Origin of the sequence: Tsukamurella asaccharolytica, assembly GCF_007858435.1 — a bacterium.
Classification (GTDB): domain Bacteria; phylum Actinomycetota; class Actinomycetes; order Mycobacteriales; family Mycobacteriaceae; genus Tsukamurella; species Tsukamurella asaccharolytica.
In genome coordinates this window covers 578,332-594,398 of record NZ_VIGW01000001.1, presented here as the reverse complement: position 1 = coordinate 594,398, position 16,067 = coordinate 578,332, and the positions used below count along the sequence as shown (strand labels likewise).

General features: G+C 71.5%; 16 protein-coding genes. 4 read left to right on the top strand and 12 right to left on the bottom strand.

Translation table 11 applies throughout. The annotated features are described in order from the left end of the window. Positions 1-89 precede the first annotated feature (89 nt). The 3 genes from FK529_RS02805 to FK529_RS02795 are packed head-to-tail and all read left to right on the top strand — an operon-like array spanning position 90 to position 2,421. A complete protein-coding gene (locus tag FK529_RS02805; RefSeq protein ID WP_146559346.1) occupies positions 90-1,631 on the top strand; it encodes a sugar transferase in 1,542 nt (513 codons plus the stop codon). A 20-nt stretch (positions 1,632-1,651) separates the two neighbouring features. Continuing rightward, a complete protein-coding gene (locus FK529_RS02800) occupies positions 1,652-2,062 on the top strand; it encodes a hypothetical protein (RefSeq protein ID WP_146559344.1) in 411 nt (136 codons plus the stop codon). Next, positions 2,062-2,421: a hypothetical protein gene (locus tag FK529_RS02795; protein WP_146559342.1), complete on the top strand. Its 360-nt coding sequence runs from the start codon at positions 2,062-2,064 to the stop codon at positions 2,419-2,421. The genes FK529_RS02800 and FK529_RS02795 overlap by 1 nt, the downstream gene beginning before the upstream one ends. Here the strand turns inward: FK529_RS02795 and FK529_RS02790 are convergent. The 6 genes from FK529_RS02790 to gabT form a co-directional block, all read right to left on the bottom strand. Next, positions 2,399-3,463, bottom strand: coding sequence for a threonine aldolase family protein (locus FK529_RS02790; protein ID WP_146559340.1), 1,065 nt, complete (start codon positions 3,461-3,463; stop codon positions 2,399-2,401). The two genes, FK529_RS02795 and FK529_RS02790, sit on opposite strands and share 23 nt — an antisense overlap. Beyond that, the gene (locus FK529_RS02785) at positions 3,460-4,164 is read right to left on the bottom strand and encodes an SDR family NAD(P)-dependent oxidoreductase (RefSeq protein ID WP_146559338.1); all 705 of its coding nucleotides are present in this window, start codon (positions 4,162-4,164) and stop codon (positions 3,460-3,462) included. Before FK529_RS02785 ends, FK529_RS02790 begins: the two co-directional genes overlap by 4 nt. After that, complete coding sequence (locus tag FK529_RS02780) at positions 4,161-6,281, bottom strand: DUF6421 family protein (RefSeq protein WP_146559336.1); 2,121 nt, start codon at positions 6,279-6,281, stop codon at positions 4,161-4,163. The genes FK529_RS02785 and FK529_RS02780 overlap by 4 nt, the downstream gene beginning before the upstream one ends. A gap of 84 nt (positions 6,282-6,365) precedes the next feature. Beyond that, the gene (locus FK529_RS02775) at positions 6,366-6,926 is read right to left on the bottom strand and encodes a YdcF family protein (RefSeq protein ID WP_166436359.1); all 561 of its coding nucleotides are present in this window, start codon (positions 6,924-6,926) and stop codon (positions 6,366-6,368) included. 51 nt (positions 6,927-6,977) lie between these two features. Beyond that, positions 6,978-8,435 carry an NAD-dependent succinate-semialdehyde dehydrogenase gene (locus FK529_RS02770; RefSeq protein ID WP_146559334.1) on the bottom strand — a complete coding sequence of 486 codons (1,458 nt, stop codon included), beginning with the start codon at positions 8,433-8,435 and terminating at the stop codon, positions 6,978-6,980. Between the two features lie 18 nt (positions 8,436-8,453). Beyond that, positions 8,454-9,818 (bottom strand): 4-aminobutyrate--2-oxoglutarate transaminase, encoded by a 1,365-nt coding sequence (gabT, locus tag FK529_RS02765; protein ID WP_146559332.1) that lies wholly within the window; start codon positions 9,816-9,818, stop codon positions 8,454-8,456. Positions 9,819-9,957: 139 nt separating this feature from the next. Between gabT and FK529_RS02760 the strand changes: the two genes are divergently transcribed. Then, complete coding sequence (locus FK529_RS02760; RefSeq protein ID WP_158635030.1) at positions 9,958-11,481, top strand: PucR family transcriptional regulator; 1,524 nt, start codon at positions 9,958-9,960, stop codon at positions 11,479-11,481. Positions 11,482-11,537: 56 nt separating this feature from the next. Here the strand turns inward: FK529_RS02760 and FK529_RS02755 are convergent, their stop codons facing one another. From FK529_RS02755 to FK529_RS02730, 6 genes are read right to left on the bottom strand one after another with little or no spacing between them, the layout of a single operon-like run. Further along, complete coding sequence (locus FK529_RS02755; protein ID WP_146559328.1) at positions 11,538-12,059, bottom strand: flavin reductase family protein; 522 nt, start codon at positions 12,057-12,059, stop codon at positions 11,538-11,540. A 7-nt stretch (positions 12,060-12,066) separates the two neighbouring features. Continuing rightward, positions 12,067-12,414 (bottom strand): cupin domain-containing protein, encoded by a 348-nt coding sequence (locus FK529_RS02750; RefSeq protein ID WP_146559326.1) that lies wholly within the window; start codon positions 12,412-12,414, stop codon positions 12,067-12,069. 32 nt (positions 12,415-12,446) lie between these two features. Further along, a complete protein-coding gene (locus FK529_RS02745; RefSeq protein WP_146559324.1) occupies positions 12,447-13,910 on the bottom strand; it encodes a 4-hydroxyphenylacetate 3-hydroxylase family protein in 1,464 nt (487 codons plus the stop codon). A 1-nt stretch (position 13,911) separates the two neighbouring features. Beyond that, positions 13,912-14,598: a DUF2848 family protein gene (locus tag FK529_RS02740; RefSeq protein ID WP_146559322.1), complete on the bottom strand. Its 687-nt coding sequence runs from the start codon at positions 14,596-14,598 to the stop codon at positions 13,912-13,914. Further along, a complete protein-coding gene (locus tag FK529_RS02735; protein WP_146559320.1) occupies positions 14,595-15,404 on the bottom strand; it encodes a carbon-nitrogen family hydrolase in 810 nt (269 codons plus the stop codon). Before FK529_RS02735 ends, FK529_RS02740 begins: the two co-directional genes overlap by 4 nt. Further along, on the bottom strand, positions 15,404-16,063 hold the full coding sequence (locus tag FK529_RS02730; RefSeq protein WP_146559319.1) for a GntR family transcriptional regulator: 660 nt from the start codon (positions 16,061-16,063) through the stop codon (positions 15,404-15,406). Before FK529_RS02730 ends, FK529_RS02735 begins: the two co-directional genes overlap by 1 nt. Positions 16,064-16,067: the final 4 nt, after the last annotated feature.

Here is a 16,067-nt window from a genome sequence, read left to right as displayed (position 1 = left end):
TCGCAACTGCAATATGCTGACTGTCGATTCTTACCGGTGGGCACGTCGCATTCGATTCCCAGGCGCCGGACAAATATGAGGAGCAGGACTTGTCGATCGACACCTGGGCGGCGCCGCCGGTCGCGCCCGCGCAGCCGCAGCAGGTCATCGTGCTGCCGCCGGCGCCCGCGCCCGGGCCGGACTCCGCGCCCCGGCCGGAGCCCGTCGGGCCGCAGACGCAGTCGGCGCGCGCGATCGCGGAGCAGCATCGCGCTCGCGCGGCTCGCCGGATCGCCGTGGCGGATGCCCTGGTCGCGATCGCGGCCGCCGCGGCGGGCCTGATCGTCGGGTACGCCGAGGGCGACAGCGTTCCCGAGCTCGCGGCCCTCGTCATCGGAGCGAACCTGTTCTGGTTCCTTCGCCTGTGGCGCTCCCGCCCGATGGACGTTCCCCTGCTCCGGCTCGGCACGCCCGAAGTGCGCCGCGTGCTGGTGACCGCCCAGCTCGTCTACGGCCCGCTGATCCTGATCGCGCTGCTCTTCCCCGAGATGTTGCCCCGCGCGCTGTTCTTCGCATCGGCGCCCGTCGCCGTCGCGGGTGCGCTCCTCGTGCGGTGGGTGCTCCGGCGCCGCGTGTCCGCCGCGCCCGCGGTGCCGACCCTGGTGGTGGGCGGTTTCGCCTCGGCCACGGCCTCGATCCGGAGTCTCCTCCAGTCGAAGGCGGCGGGCGCGCAGGTCGTGGGCGTCTGCCTGCCCGCCAACGACGCCGTGGTCGTCGACGCGCTCGAGATCGCCGGCGCCCGGGTCCCCGTCGTCGGGACGGACCGCACGGTGCTCGAAGCCGCGCGCGAGAGCGGGGTCGGCATCGTGGTGCTCACCGCCACGGACTCCCTGGGCCCGGACGACCTGCGCGAGCTGATGTGGCAGCTCGCGGCGGAGGGCATCGAGCTCGTGGTGACCGCGGGGCTCCCCGAGGTCGCGGCCTCCCGGGTGGTCAGCGGTTCGGTCGGCCGGACGCCGATGGCCGCCGTCGCCGCGCCCCGCCCGTCCCGCTCCTTCGGGCTCGGCAAGCGCGCGCTCGATCTGGCCGTCGCCGGCGCGGGTGTGCTCGTGACCGCACCCGTGATGATCGCCATCGCCATCGCCGTCAAGGTGGACAGCCGGGGCCCCGTCTTCTACCGCGCCCAGCGCGTCGGTGCGGGCGGCGAGTTCTTCGACATGATCAAGTTCCGCAGCATGTACGTCGACGCCGATGCCCGCCGCGCGGTGCTGGCCGACGAGAACATGGGCGCCGGCCCGCTGTTCAAAGTGAAGAACGATCCGCGCGTCACGCGGGTGGGCCGTTTCATCCGCCGGTACAGCCTCGACGAGCTGCCCCAGTTCTTCAACGTCCTCGGCGGATCGATGTCCGTGGTCGGGCCGCGCCCGTCGCTCGCGCACGAGGTCGAGCAGTACCCGCCGGTCATGCTCCGCCGCATGCTGGTCAAGCCCGGTGTCACGGGGGCCTGGCAGGTCAGCGGGAGGTCGGATCTGAGCTGGGACGAGTCGATCCGGCTCGACGTGGGCTACGTCGAGAACTGGTCGCTCGGCGCGGACGTCGCGATCATCGCGCGGACGGTGCGAACCGTGCTCGACTCCAACGGCGCGTACTGAGGGGCCGTATCGTCAACGTCGTGCAGGACAGGCCCCCCGACCGACCGGTGCCCAACGGTCCGCGGCTGCCCACGGACCGCCGCACGCTCGCCTGCGTCGCCCTCGGCGGCGCCCTGGCCGCCGTCGCCGCGACCCGGCTCTCGTCCGCGACCGCATGGCGGGCGCTGGAGTTCGACGTCCGGGTCGGCGGCCTCTTCGTCCTCTCGCTCCTCACCGGCGCGCTCTTCGCGGTGCGCGACGTGGTCGGCGCGCGGTGGTTCGGATTCCTCGCCTTCGGCGTGCTCGCGGGCTTCGGCTCGGTGGGTGTCTACGGCCTGGTGTCGCTGCTCGGGATGCCCCCGTCCGCGGGCGTCCGGTTCCTGTTCGCGGCCCCCGCCGTCGCCGCGGCGGGCATGGCCGCGGGATGGGCGATCGTGCGGCAGATCCGATGATGACGCTGCTCATCGCGCTGGCCGGGGCCGTCGGCTCGGTCCTCGGCTACCGGTTGCTCGCGGGCGGTCCCCGCTGGACCCGCATGCTGTGTGTCACGATGTGCGTTTCGGCCGTGCTCGGCGGCGTCGCGCGCATGGTGCGGATCACGGGCGAGTCCGGGTTGTCCGCGGTCCCCGTCGCGCTGCTCGGGCCGATCGTCACGTTCATGGGGATCGGCTGGTGGCTCACCGAGGCGCCGCGGCGCGACGCCTGGCGCGCCGTCCTGGTGGTGGGCGGCGGCGTCGCGGCCGCGATCCTCGGCTACCTGTCGATCGACCTGCTCGGCCTCGCGTACATCAAATTCCCGCGGTTCGGCTGAGCTCCTCCGCGACCAGCGCCGCGAACGCGCGGACGTCGTCCTCCGTGGTGTCCCAGGCGCACATCCATCGGACCTCGCTGCGGGTCTCGTCCCAGAAGTAGAACGGCACGCGCTCCATCAGCGCCTCCGCTGCGTCGCGCGGGAGCGTGGCGAAGACCGCGTTCGCCTGCACCGGCTGCGTGATGGCGACCCCGTCGATCCCGCCGACGCGGTCGGCGAGCAGCCGTGCCATCGCGTTCGCGTGGCCGGCGACCCGGAGGTACCGGTCGTCGTCGAACAGGGCGAGGAACTGCGCTGCGAGGAAGCGCTGCTTGGACGCGAGCTGCATCGACAGCTTGCGCACGTACTCGATCCCCGGCGCCGTGGCCGCGTCGAGGACCACCACCAGCTCGGCACCCAGCAGGCCGCTCTTGGTGCCGCCCACGCTCACGACGTCGGCGCCGACGTCCGTGGTGATCGCCCGCAAGCCGGTGCCCAGGCTCGCTGCGGCGTTGCCGAGGCGCGAGCCGTCGAGGTGCAGCAGCCAGCCGCGCTCGTGCGCGTAGTCCGCGAGGGCCCGCAGCTCGTCCGGGGTGTACACCGTGCCGAGCTCGGTGGACTGCGCCACCGAGAGCACCCGCGGCTGCGGCCAGTGCACATCGCCGGCCCGGTCGGGCACCGCGGCGGTGATGGCCTCGGGGGTCAGCTTGCCCTCGGTCGTCGGCACTACGAACAGCTTGAGGCCCGCGAGCTTCTCGGGAGCGCCGCCTTCGTCGACGTGGATGTGGCCGGTGTCGGCGCAGACCACCGCGGACCAGCGGTCCGACACCGCGGACAGCGCGACGACGTTGGCGCCGGTGCCGTTGAAGACGGGGAACGCCCGCGCCCCGGCGCCGAAGAGGTCGGTGATCCGCTCCCCGAGGGCGGCGGTGTAGTCGTCGGTGCCGTAGGCACCCTGGTGCCCGAGGTTGGCCTCGGCGATCGCCTCGAGAACCTCCGGCAGCACGCCGGCGTAGTTGTCGCTCGCGAAGCCGCGCTTCGCGGGGTCGTGCAGGCGGGTCATGCGGTCACCTCCGGTAACAGGGTTTCGACGGTGCCGTTGACCTCGCCCGCGGGTGCGTCCCACAGTGCGACGAGGCGATCGGCCACATCGCCGATGGGCGTGTAGCGCGGGAACTTCCGCTCGGGGGCCTCGGCCCGCATCTGCGGCGTGAGCAGGGCCATCACCCGTAGGACCGTCGCGGCGGCACCGGTGCCGGTGAAGCCCTCGGCCAGGGCCAGGGTCCACGCCTCGGCCGCCGCCTTCGCGGAGGCGTACATGGCGTTCTTCGCGGTCGGCTTCGCGACCGACACCGACGAGATGACCGCGACCCGCGCGTCCTCGCTCGCGAGGAGCGCCGGGAACAGGGGCTGGGAGACGTTCTGCAGGCTGCGGATCAGGCCGGCCTCGAGGAAGTCCCAGTCCGCGGGGTCGGCCGCGTCGATCGGGGTGCCGCCGCGCCAGCCGCCCACCAGATGCAGCAGGCCGTCCGCGCCGCCGTGCTCGGCGACGATGCGGCGCACCGCCTCCGCGGTGGCCTCCCGGTCGGCCAGGTCGGCGCGGTAGGCGCTGACGCCGTCGAGGTCCGCGATCTCGGGTGCGGGGGCACTACGGGTGATGATCGCTGCCTGCGCCCCGGCGGTGACGAGCCGCCGCACCACCTCCTGGCCCAATGGCCCGTTGGCGCCCGTCACCACGACGAGGCGCCCCGCCACTGCGCTCACGCCGGGACCTCCGTCGTCGCCGCGGTGATGCCCTTCGCGCTCTCGATCACGGGAGCCATTCTGCGCCGGAGCGCCTCGTAGAACATGTTGAGGGGGAACTCGTCCGGCAGGACGAGGTTCACCAGGCCCTGGGGCGGACCGTCGAGGGGGAGCGCCGACGGGCCCTTCGCCCACGTCGACCCGGGGCCGGGTGCGACGTAGGAGGCGACGAACGCGTAGGTCGCGAGCCACTGGCCCACCTTGGACCGGTCGATGCCCGTGCGGTAGAGCTCCTCGATCTCCTCCGTGAGCCGGATCACCTGGAGCGGCAGTTCCTTCCAGTCGAAGGAGAGCCGGTTGTCGCGCCAGCGCAGCGCGCCGTGCCGGTGCAAGTAGGCGAAGAGCAGCTGGCCGCCGAGGCCGTCGTAGTTGCGTACCCGGTCGCCGGTGATGGGGAAGCGGAAGAGCCGGTCGCAGAGGATGGCCAGCTGCACGGGCAGGCCGTACGGGTGGCCCTCCTGCTGGAGCCGATACGCCTCGCGGAAGGTGGTGAGGTCGCAGCGCAGCTCCTCGAGCGCGTACTGCCAGTAGGGCATCCGCTGCTTGATCATGAAGGGGTCGAAGGGGAGGTCGCCCCGGCTGTGGGTGCGGTCGTGGATCAGGTCCCACAGCGCGAAGGTGGATTGCGCGAGGGCCTGGGAGGCCACGAGCCGGTCACCGTCGGGCGGGAGCCGCAGCGAGAGGATCTCGGCCGCCGCGCCGGTCACCCGGCGGAAGCGGGCCGCTTCGCGGTCGCAGAAGATGGCACCCCAGTGGAACTCGGGGGTCTGCGCGACGGTCACCGTCTCGGGGAAGAGCACCGCGGAGTGGGTGTCGTAGCCGGGGGTGAAGTCCTCGAAGGCGACCGCCAGGAACTGCCGGTTGTCGAAGGTGCGCTCGGTCTCGGCGAGCCACGCCGGCCAGACGACGCGCAGCAGCACAGCCTCGAAGACCTTGCCGGCGTTGCCGTTCTGCGTGTACATCGGGAAGACGACCAGATGCTCGGCGCCCTCGACCCGCGCGAGGTCGGGGCGGAAGGCGGCCAGCGATTCGTCGAACTCGGGCCGTCCGAAGCCGCCGTCGGCCCACCGACGGAAGTCGCGCGGCAGGGCCTCGAGGTAGGCCGCGTCGTGCGGGAAGCGCGGCGCGAGCGCGGCGATCCGCGCGACGATCTCGTCCACGAGCGTCGCGGCACGCGCGTGCTCGCCGGGCTCCGCCACCGCGCCGTCCTCGGCCTGGATCCCGCGGAGGTCCTCCACCGCGCCCTTGAGGGCGATCCAGTCGGCGCTGCCCGCGGCACCGGTCACGGCCTCCGCGGGGGCGTCTTCGTGGCTGCCGGCCGCCCATGTCACCGCGTTGGTCCAGAGGGTGCGCTGGTCGAGGTCGTCGATCGAGTCGTCGCCGAAGAGGTCCGAATCGGCGAAGACCACGACCCGGCCGCGGTCGACGCGCAGGGCCGCGGCCAGGGCGCGGTCCGCGGGCGAGGCGGTGTCGCTGGTGCGGGCGAGGACCGTCGCGTCCGCGGCGGCGGACACATCGAGGACGCCGGTGCGGTAGAAGCACGCGCCGTCGACCGCAGCGACGATGCCCTGGCCGTCGAGCTCGGGCGCGATCACCGAGCGGATCCAGGTCGCGTTGCCGCCGTGCCGTCTCTCGCCCGCGGCCTCCTGCACCACCACCGACTCGACGTGGACGCCGAACCGGCCGAGCAGCTCGTCGAGGTTGTTGCCGGAGGTCGCGGTGTCGCACTCGGCGAGCACGACGAGCCCGCCGCCGCCGCGGACGTACCGCTCGATCGCGTCGAGCTCGTCCGGCGCGAACACGGGCGGCAGGTCGCCGGTGACGCGCTCGACACCGGGCCGCGCGAGGTGCGGGATCACGTAGACATCGGCCGCGGCCAGCTCGTCCGGCCCCAGGTGCTGGGCCAGCGCGTCGGTCACCGTCATCCCGCGGCGCCGCAACGCGTCGACCGCCTCGGACAGGCTCGCGTCGGCCGGGTTCGGCGGCACCATCGTGCGCGCGCGCTCCAGCGTGGTCGCCCAGGCGCAGCTGCGGGCCTGCTCGATCTGGACGCGCGCGAACACCGCATCGTCTGACATACCCGTACCGGCCTTTCACCTCTTACGTTCGTCTTGACGCAATCTTAACGCCCCGACCCGGACGGGGAAAGCGGAACGCCGGCCTCAGCCGCAGGTGCCCTGGACCAGTGCTTTCGCCGTGCCGACGAACTGGTAGAGGTAGATCAGTTCCCAGTCGGCGGGTCCGTAGTCGTAGGCGCGGGGCACCGCCCGCATGACCGTCTCGCCGGAGTAGCAGTTGCCGAAGATGTACTGCGATCGGGTGAGGTGATAGCTCCAGCTGATCACGATCACCGAGGTCCAGCCGTTGCGCTTCGACAGCCGCTCGGTGAACATCGCCTCCCCGCGGGTCGTGCTCGGGTCCGGTACCTCGCAGGTGACGCTGATGTCGTCGATCCGGGTGCCGCACAGTTCCTGCATCGTGCGGTCGGAATGGTCGTACGGATTGGAGAGGACGACGTTCTTCGACCATCCCTCCTGGGCGAGGCGGATGCCGTACTGCTCGCGGCCGTCGTGCTCGCCGCCGAGCACGATGATCGCGTCCACCTTGCGCAGCGGGTCCTGGCGATCGACGCCGAACAGGACGTAGCCGACGGCGCCGACCGCGGCGAGCACGAGGACCACGACGAGCGTCGCGATCCAGAGAAGTCGTTGCCATCGCAGCACGTGGTCACCCTACCGGCGGGCCGTGCGCGCGCCGCCGGAGTGAGGGGGCCGTCACCCCGGCGGGAGCGCGATGTACTTCGTGTTCAGGTACTCCTCGATGCCCTCGCTGCCGCCCTCGGAACCGAGGCCCGACTGCTTGATCCCGCCGAACGGGGCGGCGGGGTCCGAGATCACGCCGCGGTTCACGCCGACCATGCCGGCCTGCAGGCGCCGCGCGAGGCGCTGCGCCCGCCCGACGTTCTCCGTGAAGAAGTACGCCGCGAGGCCGTACTCGGTGTCGTTGGCCAGCGCAACGGCCTCCTCCTCGGTGTCGAAACCGACGATCGCGGCGACGGGGCCGAAGATCTCCTCGCGGCGGATGCGGGCCCCGTCGGGCAGGCCGTCGATGACGGTGGGCTCGTAGAAGAAGCCGGCACCGTCGACCTGCGAGCCGCCGGTGCGCACGGTGGCGCCGGCGGCGACGGCCTCGTCGACGAGCGCGGCGATGGAGCCGCGCTGCCGGGCGTTGATGATCGGGCCGATCGCCGATTCGGCCTCCCACCCCGGCCCGACTCGCATCGCCGCAACGCGCTCGGTGAGCCTCGCGGTGAAGGCCTCCCGGACGCCGTTCTGCACCAGGATGCGGTTGGCCGCGGTGCAGGCTTCGCCGCCGTTGCGCATCTTGGCGAGCATGGCCCCGTCGACGGCCTTGTCGAGATCGGCATCGTCGAAGACGAGGAACGGGGCGCTCCCGCCGAGCTCCATCGACGTGCGCAGGACATTGTTCGCCGCCCGGGCCAGGAGGATCTTGCCGACGCCGGTGGAACCGGTGAAGGAGACCTTACGGAGGCGGGCGTCGTCCATGAGCCGCCCGACGACGGTGGGCGCGTCGAGGGTCGGGAGCACGGACAGGACGCCGGGCGGCAGGCCCACGTCGGCGAAGACCCGCGCGAGCAGCAGCATCGTGAGCGGGGTGTCCTCGGCGGGCTTGACGATCATGGTGCAGCCGGCGGCCAGCGCGGGCCCGATCTTGCGCGTACCCATGGCCAGCGGGAAGTTCCACGGCGTGATCGCCAGGCACGGCCCGACGGGCTCCTTGACGACGGCGATCTCGCCGGTGCCCGCGGGCGCGGTCGCGGTGCGGCCGCCGATGCGCACGGCCTCCTCGGAGAACCAGCGCAGGAACTCGGCGCCGTACGCCACCTCGCCGCGGCTCTCGGGCAGGATCTTGCCCATTTCGAGCGTCATGAGCAGGGCGAAGTCGTCGGCGCGGGCGGTGACGGCGTCGAACGCCGCGCGCAGGATCTCGGCCCGCACCCGGGGTGCGGTGGCGGCCCACTCCTCGGCGACGGCGCTCGCCGCGTCCAGGGCGGCCGTCGCATCGGCGGGGGTCGCGTTCGCCACCGGCATGAGGGTCTCGCCGGTGGCGGGGTTGATCACGTCGAAGGTGCGGCCGGACTCGCTGGGAGCGGACGCGCCGTGCAGCCACAGGCCGGTGGGGACGGAGTTCAGCAGGTCGGTGACGTTCATGTCGGTGCGAGTCCGGGGTTACGCCGCGGCGTCGCGGACCGCGGTCTCGAGGACGGTGAGCGCGTCGTCGAGCAGCGCGTCGCCGATCACCAGCGGGGGCAGGAGGCGGACGACATTGCCGTAGGTGCCGCACGTGAGGATCACGACGCCGGCCGCGAGGGCCTTCGCGGCGATCGCCTTCGTCAGGTCGGCGTCGGGCTCCGTTGTGCCCGGGCGGACCAGCTCGATCGCGATCATCGCGCCGCGCCCGCGGACGTCGCCGATCACCGGCAGCTCGTCGGCGAGGGCCCGCAGGCGGGTCACGGCTCGCTCGCCGATCGCGCGGGCGCGGGCCGGCAGGTCGAGCTCGGTCATCGTGTCCAGCGCGGCGAGGGCGGCGGCGCAGGCAACGGGGTTACCGCCGTAGGTGCCGCCGAGGCCGCCGGGATGCACGGCGTCGAGCAGCTCGGCGCGGCCGGTGATCGCCGAGAGCGGCAGCCCGCCCGCGATGCCCTTGGCCATCGTGATGATGTCGGGCACCACGCCCTCCTCCTCGCACGCGAACCAGGCGCCGGTGCGGGCGAAGCCGGTCTGCACCTCGTCGGCGATGAAGACGACGCCGTTCTCCTTCGCCCACGACGCGAGGGCGGGCAGGAAGCCGGGCGCGGGCACGATGAAGCCGCCCTCGCCCTGGATGGGCTCGATGATGACGGCGGCCACGGCGTCGCCGCCGATCTGCTTCTCGATCTGGGAGATCGCGCGGGCCGCGGCGGCCTCGCCGTCCGCGTCGAGGCCCGCGGCGGCGTCGCGGTACGGGTAGGACATCGGCAGCCGGTAGACCTCGGGCGCGAACGGGCCGAAGTCCTTCTTGTAGGGCATCGTCTTCGCCGTCAGCGCCATCGTCAGGTTGGTGCGGCCGTGGTAGGCGTGGTCGAAGGCGACCACGGCGTCGCGGCCGGTGGCCAGGCGCGCGACCTTGATCGCGTTCTCCACCGCCTCGGCGCCCGAGTTGAACAGCACCGTGCGCTTGTCGTGGTCGCCGGGCGTGAGCGCGTTGAGGCGCTCGGCCACGGCGACGTAGCCCTCGTAGGGCGTCACCATGAAGCAGGTGTGCGTGAAGTGCGCCGCCTGGGCCGCTATGGCTTCCGCCACGCGCGGATCCGAGGCGCCGACGCTGGTCACGGCGATGCCGGACCCCAGGTCGATGAGCGAATTGCCGTCCACATCCACGATGACACCGCCGTCGGCGTCCGCGGCGTACACGGGCACCGAGGAGCCGACGCCGCCGGCGACCGCGGACCGTCGGCGCTCGGCCAGGCGGGCGGACTCCGGGCCCGGGAGGGCGGTGACAAGGGTGCGGACCTGCGGCAGGCGGTAGGTGAGCGAGGGGTTCGTCGCGGTCATGGCTGGGTCTCCTTGTCGACGCCGACGTCGACGGGCGAGGGTGGGACGGGGAACGCCTCCTACTGTGCGTCGGGTCACCCGTCCGCGCATCTGCCAGAATGGCGAATCATGGCGTATCGACTCGACGGAATGGAGCGGCATGGCGGTCACCGTGCACTGGCTCCTCGGGCAGCGCGACCTCGGCCTCGCGCTCCGCGCGGGGGTGCCGGCCACCGACGTTCCGATCACGTTCGTGACCACCACCGAGCTGGCCGACCCCACGCCCTGGCTCACCGGCGGCGAGATGCTGCTGACTACCGGTATCGGCATTCCGCCCGGCGACGAGGGCTGCCGCGACTACGTGCGGCGGCTGACCCAGCGCGGAGTCTCCGGGCTGGGGTTCGGCGTCGGAGTCTCCCGCACCAGCGCGCCGCCGGCCCTGGTCGCGGCGGCCGACAAGTTCGGCCTCGCGCTGGTCGAGGTGCCCCTGCCGACGCCCTTCGTGGCCGTCGCGCGCACCGTCATCGACGAGATCGGGCGGCGCGCGAACGCGGCGCAGGCCGCGGCCGGACGGGCCCAACAGCGCATGACCCGCGCCGCGGTCGGCGGCGGACCGTCGGCAACGCTGCGCGAGCTGGCGCTGGGCTGCGGCGGCGCGGCGCTGCTCCTCGACCGCGCAGGGCGGGTGGTGCAGGAGCATCCGGCCGAGCTCGATCCGGCGGTCGCGCACGCGGTCGGCGAGCAGGCGCGGGCGCATCCCACGGCCTCCGCGGTAGGACCCGTGACCGGGCTCGCGGCCGATCCCGCCTCCCGGCCGGACACCATGGTCACCCAGCCGATTCGCGTGGGCGATCGCGGGCACGGTCACCTCGGTGTCGTCCTGCCGCACGAGCCGTCGGCGACGGACCACGTGCTCATCGGCCACGCCAATTCGCTGCTGGCGCTCGACTTCGAGCGTCCGCTGCGGCTGCGGCTCGCGCAGTGGCGGATGAACGCCGCGGCGCTGCGCCTGGTGCTCTCGGCGGGTGGGGATCTCGACGAGGCCGCGCTGCTCGTCGCGGAGGCGGCCGATCCGTCCGGGGTGCGCGCGCTCATGATTCGCGGCGGAGACCCGGACGCGGTGGCCGGCGCGGTGCGCACGGCGTTGCACGACGCGGGCCGCCCGGTGTTCGTCTCCGAGGCGGGCCCGGCGAGCGGCGTGATCGCGCTCCTGGGCGGCGACGACGGGCCGGACTTCGCCGACGCGCTGGTCGCGGGACTGCCGCCGGGTGAGCGCGGCGGGCTGCGGCTCGGGCTCGGGGCACCGCACGCGCCGCACGCCGTGGCCGAGGCGGTCGCCGCGGCCGAGCTGGCGGCCCGCGCGGCCGGACCGGGCGGCGGCACCGTCGACGCCTCGGCGCTCGCCGGGCGCACGCTGTTCACCGAGCCGGGCACCCGGGAGGCCCTCGCCCGGCTCGACCGGGCGCTCCTGGAGCCGCTGCGCGCACACGACGGTCTCACCGAGGCGCTTCGCGCATACCTGGAGAACCACGGCCGGTGGGAGGGCACCGCCGCGGCGCTGCGGGTGCACCGGCATACCGCGCGGGCCCGGGTGGCCCGGGCGGAGGAGTTGCTCGGGGTGGATCTCAGCTCCGCGCGGGTGCGCGCCGAGCTGCTACTGGCGCTGTTGCTCGGCGACGAATAGCGCGGGGCGCGATCCGGGCCCGCACGTCGTCCTCGGCGACCGTGTGTCTCGATCGATCAGAACCACCACGGAATCTCATCGTGCCCGAAGTCGTGGAAGTCGCCGAACCGGCCGGCATTGAACACCAGGCCGCTGCCGTCCCGATAGCGGAGGTTCTCGACCTGGCCGAAGAACACCTGATGATCGCCCACGTGCGGATCCTGCACTACCGAACACTCCGCCTGGACGAGGGCGTTCGTGATCATGGGCAGTCCGTAGTCGCCGACGTCGTACTCGATCGACTCGAATCTGGACCCGCCGCGGGTGGCGAAATGGCGCGCTACCGCTTCCTGCCGCGCATTGAGGATCGAGACGGTGAAACGCCGCGTCGACGCCACCATGTCAGTGGTCCGCGAGCCGTGGTTCAGCGAGATCATCAGGATCGCGGGGTCCAGGCTGATCGACGTCAGTGAGCTGATCGTCATGCCGCAGATGTCTTCGGGCGTGCCGGTGCTGACGATTGCGACGCCGGTCATGAATCTTCCCATGGCGTTTCGCATCTCGAGAGGCGAGGCCGGGCTGAAAGCCGGGAGTGCCATGCGCGTGTTACCTCGAGTAGTAGCGCGACTCGAAGGTGAGCACGCCCTCGTCGCTCCTCCACGGCCCGTGCGGCATGCCGGGCGGGCGGATCGCGAAGTCGCCCGCCCGGAAGGTCTGGTTCAGAGTGAGATCGACGAACGAGCCCTCGATGATGTAGACCTCCTCCCAGAAGTCGTGTGTCAGCTGCCCCATGGGCGACGAGTCGGCGCCCGGCTCGTACCGCAGAATGCGCGTGGCCACGCCGGTTTCCTCGTCCTTGGCGAGGATTCGCTCCTTGATCAGGGGGTTTCCGCCGGGACAGACGGTGTACTCGATATCGGTGATGGGGTGGAATTCGTGTTCGGGCTTGGCCATGATGAAAGCTCCTCCTCGAGGATCGGTAATGGTTACTGGCTGTCGGCTACGGAGTAGCTGTCCAGGAATTCCTGGACGTCGGCGACGGCACCGTCGTAGTCGTAGTTGCGGAAGGTGTAGGCGCCCTTCACCACGAAGGGCGCTCCGGCGTAAAACATCTCGTACTGCTGGTGACGACCCGCGAACTCGGATCCGACGATGTCCCACGCGAGCTTGAACAGTTTCACTCGCTCCTCACTGGGTACGCCGGGTGACTGGACGTATCGTGCGATGTCGTCCCGCGAGACCTCGCTGACGAGATCCTTGACGCTGGAGGGTAGCTGCAGTACTCCACCGCCGACGAGATCGCGGAGGATCGCGAGAACGCGCGGATAGGTCTCGGACTGCAGGCCCATCGAGCCGTAGAGCGCATCGCGACCGGGCAGCCACTGCCCGTTGGCGTCGGGCTTGGCGGTGTACTCGGCGGCGAGCACTGCTGACCGCACACCGGTGACCAGCGCCGCGAGCTCGCCGAGCTTCTCCTGCACTGAGGGGATCTTGTCGACACCGTTGACCTGGGTGACGCGGCGCGCGACGCCGGCGATGAAGCGGAGCTTCGCGGCGAAGCGGATCTGGGCCTGCCAGTTGCCCAGCACGTGGGCGCCCGTGTCGAAGAATTGACGTCGGACCGCCGCGGTGTCGCGGTCGACGAAGACGCGGTCCCAGGGGACGAGAACGTCGTCGAAGACGAGGAGCGAATCGGACTCGTCGTAGCGCGTCGTGAGCGGATAGTCGAAGGGGCTCGTGGCGCCGGTGATGTACGGGCGGCGGCAGTACTGCTTGAGGCCCTGTGTGTTCGCGGGAACGACGAAGCCGATCGCGAAGTCCTTGTCGTCCGGGCCGAGGGGCTTGATGCAGGAGACGAAGATCTCGTCGGCGACGGCGCCGCCGGTGGCGAGCATCTGCGAGCCGCGCACGACGAGGCCTTCTTCCGTCTCGCGCACGACGCCGACCTGCAGGAACTCGCCCTCCCAGCCCGACGCGGTGGTCGCGCGAGAGACCTGTGGCGGGATGATCGCGTACGAGACGTAGAGGTTCTCGTTGAGGAGTCGCTCGTAGAACCGTCGCACGTTCCCGGTGAAATCGTGTTTCGCGCCGTCGATCTCGAAGACCTGCGCGTTGGCGGCGAAGGATGCGAGGAAGGTGCCCACATGATCGGGGCTGCGACCCACCCAGCCGTGGGTGTGGCCGGCCCAGGTCTCGATCGCCTCGCGGCGCGCCTGGAGGTCGTCGCGCGAACGCGGGATGGAGAAGGCGCGGTTCGCGGCGGCGCCGGTCTCCGGTGCGGTGTACTGCATGACGTCCGGCCGTTCGACCGCGATGTCCATGAGATCGGCGATGGTTCTCGCCATCGGCGCGAACGCGGGGTGTTCGGCCACGTTGGTCACGACCTCTCCGTCGACGATGACGGTGCGGCCGTCATCGAGCGAGGCCAGGTACTCGGATCCTGTACGCATATCAGATGTCCTTCGTGATGGTGATGGAGTAGGAGTGGGTCAGGAGCCGGCCGTCGGGCAGTGCGATGCGAAGCTCCCAGTCGTGGCCGGGGACGAACGCCCCGTCGATCAGCGGGAGTGTTCCCGCGAAGCAGACGACGTCTTCGTCGTCGGCGAGGTCCAGGCGCTCGGCGACGATGTCCCAGAGCTCCTCGGGCCTGCGGAGTCCGGCCAGTGAGCCGTCCTGGTAGACGACGCCGTCGACCGTGCTGCGCACCAGGCAGTGGTCCCAGTCGAACGCGGTCCAGTTCTCGATCGGAACGACGGTCTCCCCGATCGGTTTCGGGCACACCGCTTTCGACTCGGCGATGTCGGCGGTCTCGAGCGTGCGATCAGTGTGGTCGGAGCCCACGCCGAGGTAGAAGCGGCCGGCGTGCCGGATGAGCACGGGCTCCACCTCACCGGAGGTGTTGTCGCCGTTGACCGTGAGCTCGGCGGCGGACGTGACGGCACCGTCGGGCATCGGATAGATCATCGGCACCTGCGGCGGCGGAGCGACGCCGATCGCGGCGAGCTCGTCGATGTGGTGCTGGACCTGCGCGGCGTCGCGGCCGGTGTACCCGGCGACGACGGCGCGGAAAGGGCCCAGCTCGATGGACTCGTCAGTGTCCGCGACCTGGAGCACGAGGGTGGCGACGGGGGCGTTCATGCGGGGACCTTCTTCGGTGTGAGGGAGTCGTAGTCGGTGCGCCGGTCCCGCAGGACCGGAAATTCGGTGCGGGTCTCGGCGACCACGGAAGGGTCGATCTCGGCGACGGTGATCCCCTCCTCCGCTCCGGCCTCGGCGATCACCTCTCCCCAGGGGTCGACGATGCGGCTGTGCCCCCCGAACGTGACGCCGGCATGGGTGCCGACGGCGTTGACGGCGATGACGAACATCTGGTTGTCGACCGCGCGAGCACTGGTGAGCAGGCGCCAGTGCTCGAGCCGACGGGCGGGCCACGCCGCCGGCACCACCATGAGCTCGGCGCCGGCCTCGCCGAACCGCTCCCACAGCGGAGGGAATCGCAGGTCGTAGCACGTGGCGGCGGCGAAGCGGCCGAACTCGGTGTCGGTAGCGTGGACCTGACGGCCGTGCGTGAGGATCTCCGGTTCGGCGGAGCGGCACCCGAACAGGTGCACCTTGTCGTAGTGATGGATGATCTGGCCGGTCCGGTCGAGCAACAGGGAGGTGTTGAACAGCTCGTCGGCGTTGCGGCGGACGATCGATCCGGCGTGCAGGAGGACTCCGCGGTCTGCGGCGATCTTCGCGAGGGTCTGCACCGTGGGGCCGTGCATGGACTCGGCACACTCGGCATAGCGGTCGAAGTGGCCGAAGCCGACCTTCCACAGTTCGGGGAGGGCGATGAGGTCGACGTCCCCGGGGACCTCGGCGAGGAGCCTGGAGGCGCGGTCGAGTCGGTGCGCGGCGGTCTCCTCGTCGGGGCTCGCGATCTGTACCAGGGCGATGCGCATCAGTGGTTCCTTGGATTGAATGGGTGGGCGATGGAGCGGAGGGTGGCCTCCAAGTGCAGGCGAACCGCATCGTGGGCCTGCTCCGGGTCCTTCGCGAGGAGGGCTTCGACGATCGCGCGGTGCTCGGCGATCACCTGCGTACGCCGCTGCTCGAGGACCATGACTGCGCGGATCCCCATGCGGATCTGCCGGTCCCGGATCGAGCGGTAGAAGTCGAGCAACACGGTGTTACCCGCGGCCTCGAGGATCGCCGTGTGGAACGCGAGATCGAGCTCGATGAACTTCACCGGGTCCGTCTCGTCGACCTGCTTGGCGATCAGGGTGTCGAGCCCGAGATCGCCGGCGATGCCGGCAGCGCAGACGCGGCCGACGGCGTGCTCCTCGACGACGAGCCGGGCGTCCATGACGTCGGCGACTTCGCGGTCGGTCATCGCCGGGATGTACGCGCCCTTGTGCGGGATTCGCTTGATGAATCCTTCCGATTCCAGGCGCAGCAGCGCCTCGCGGACGGGGGTTCGCGAAAGCCCCGAGCCCTCCGCGATCTCGGTCTCCGTCAGGAACAACTCTTGCTCTCGGGGAGTGGTCAGGATCGTCTGGTGCAGCCAGCGGTAGGCGCGATCGGGTGCGAGGGTCCGCTGGTCGTCGCGGGATGACGTCATGATT

Bases quoted from the DNA above. Each gene is read 5' to 3' on its own strand.
- FK529_RS02795 (WP_146559342.1), top strand. From the start codon at position 2,062: ATGACGCTGCTCATCGCGCTGGCCGGGGCCGTCGGCTCGGTCCTCGGC.
- FK529_RS02790 (WP_146559340.1), bottom strand. From the start codon at position 3,463: ATGACCCGCCTGCACGACCCCGCGAAGCGCGGCTTCGCGAGCGACAAC.
- FK529_RS02780 (WP_146559336.1), bottom strand. From the start codon at position 6,281: ATGTCAGACGATGCGGTGTTCGCGCGCGTCCAGATCGAGCAGGCCCGC.
- FK529_RS02770 (WP_146559334.1), bottom strand. From the start codon at position 8,435: ATGAACGTCACCGACCTGCTGAACTCCGTCCCCACCGGCCTGTGGCTG.
- gabT (WP_146559332.1), bottom strand. From the start codon at position 9,818: ATGACCGCGACGAACCCCTCGCTCACCTACCGCCTGCCGCAGGTCCGC.
- FK529_RS02760 (WP_158635030.1), top strand. From the start codon at position 9,958: ATGGCGGTCACCGTGCACTGGCTCCTCGGGCAGCGCGACCTCGGCCTC.
- FK529_RS02755 (WP_146559328.1), bottom strand. From the start codon at position 12,059: ATGGCACTCCCGGCTTTCAGCCCGGCCTCGCCTCTCGAGATGCGAAAC.
- FK529_RS02750 (WP_146559326.1), bottom strand. From the start codon at position 12,414: ATGGCCAAGCCCGAACACGAATTCCACCCCATCACCGATATCGAGTAC.
- FK529_RS02745 (WP_146559324.1), bottom strand. From the start codon at position 13,910: ATGCGTACAGGATCCGAGTACCTGGCCTCGCTCGATGACGGCCGCACC.
- FK529_RS02740 (WP_146559322.1), bottom strand. From the start codon at position 14,598: ATGAACGCCCCCGTCGCCACCCTCGTGCTCCAGGTCGCGGACACTGAC.
- FK529_RS02735 (WP_146559320.1), bottom strand. From the start codon at position 15,404: ATGCGCATCGCCCTGGTACAGATCGCGAGCCCCGACGAGGAGACCGCC.
- FK529_RS02730 (WP_146559319.1), bottom strand. From the start codon at position 16,063: ATGACGTCATCCCGCGACGACCAGCGGACCCTCGCACCCGATCGCGCC.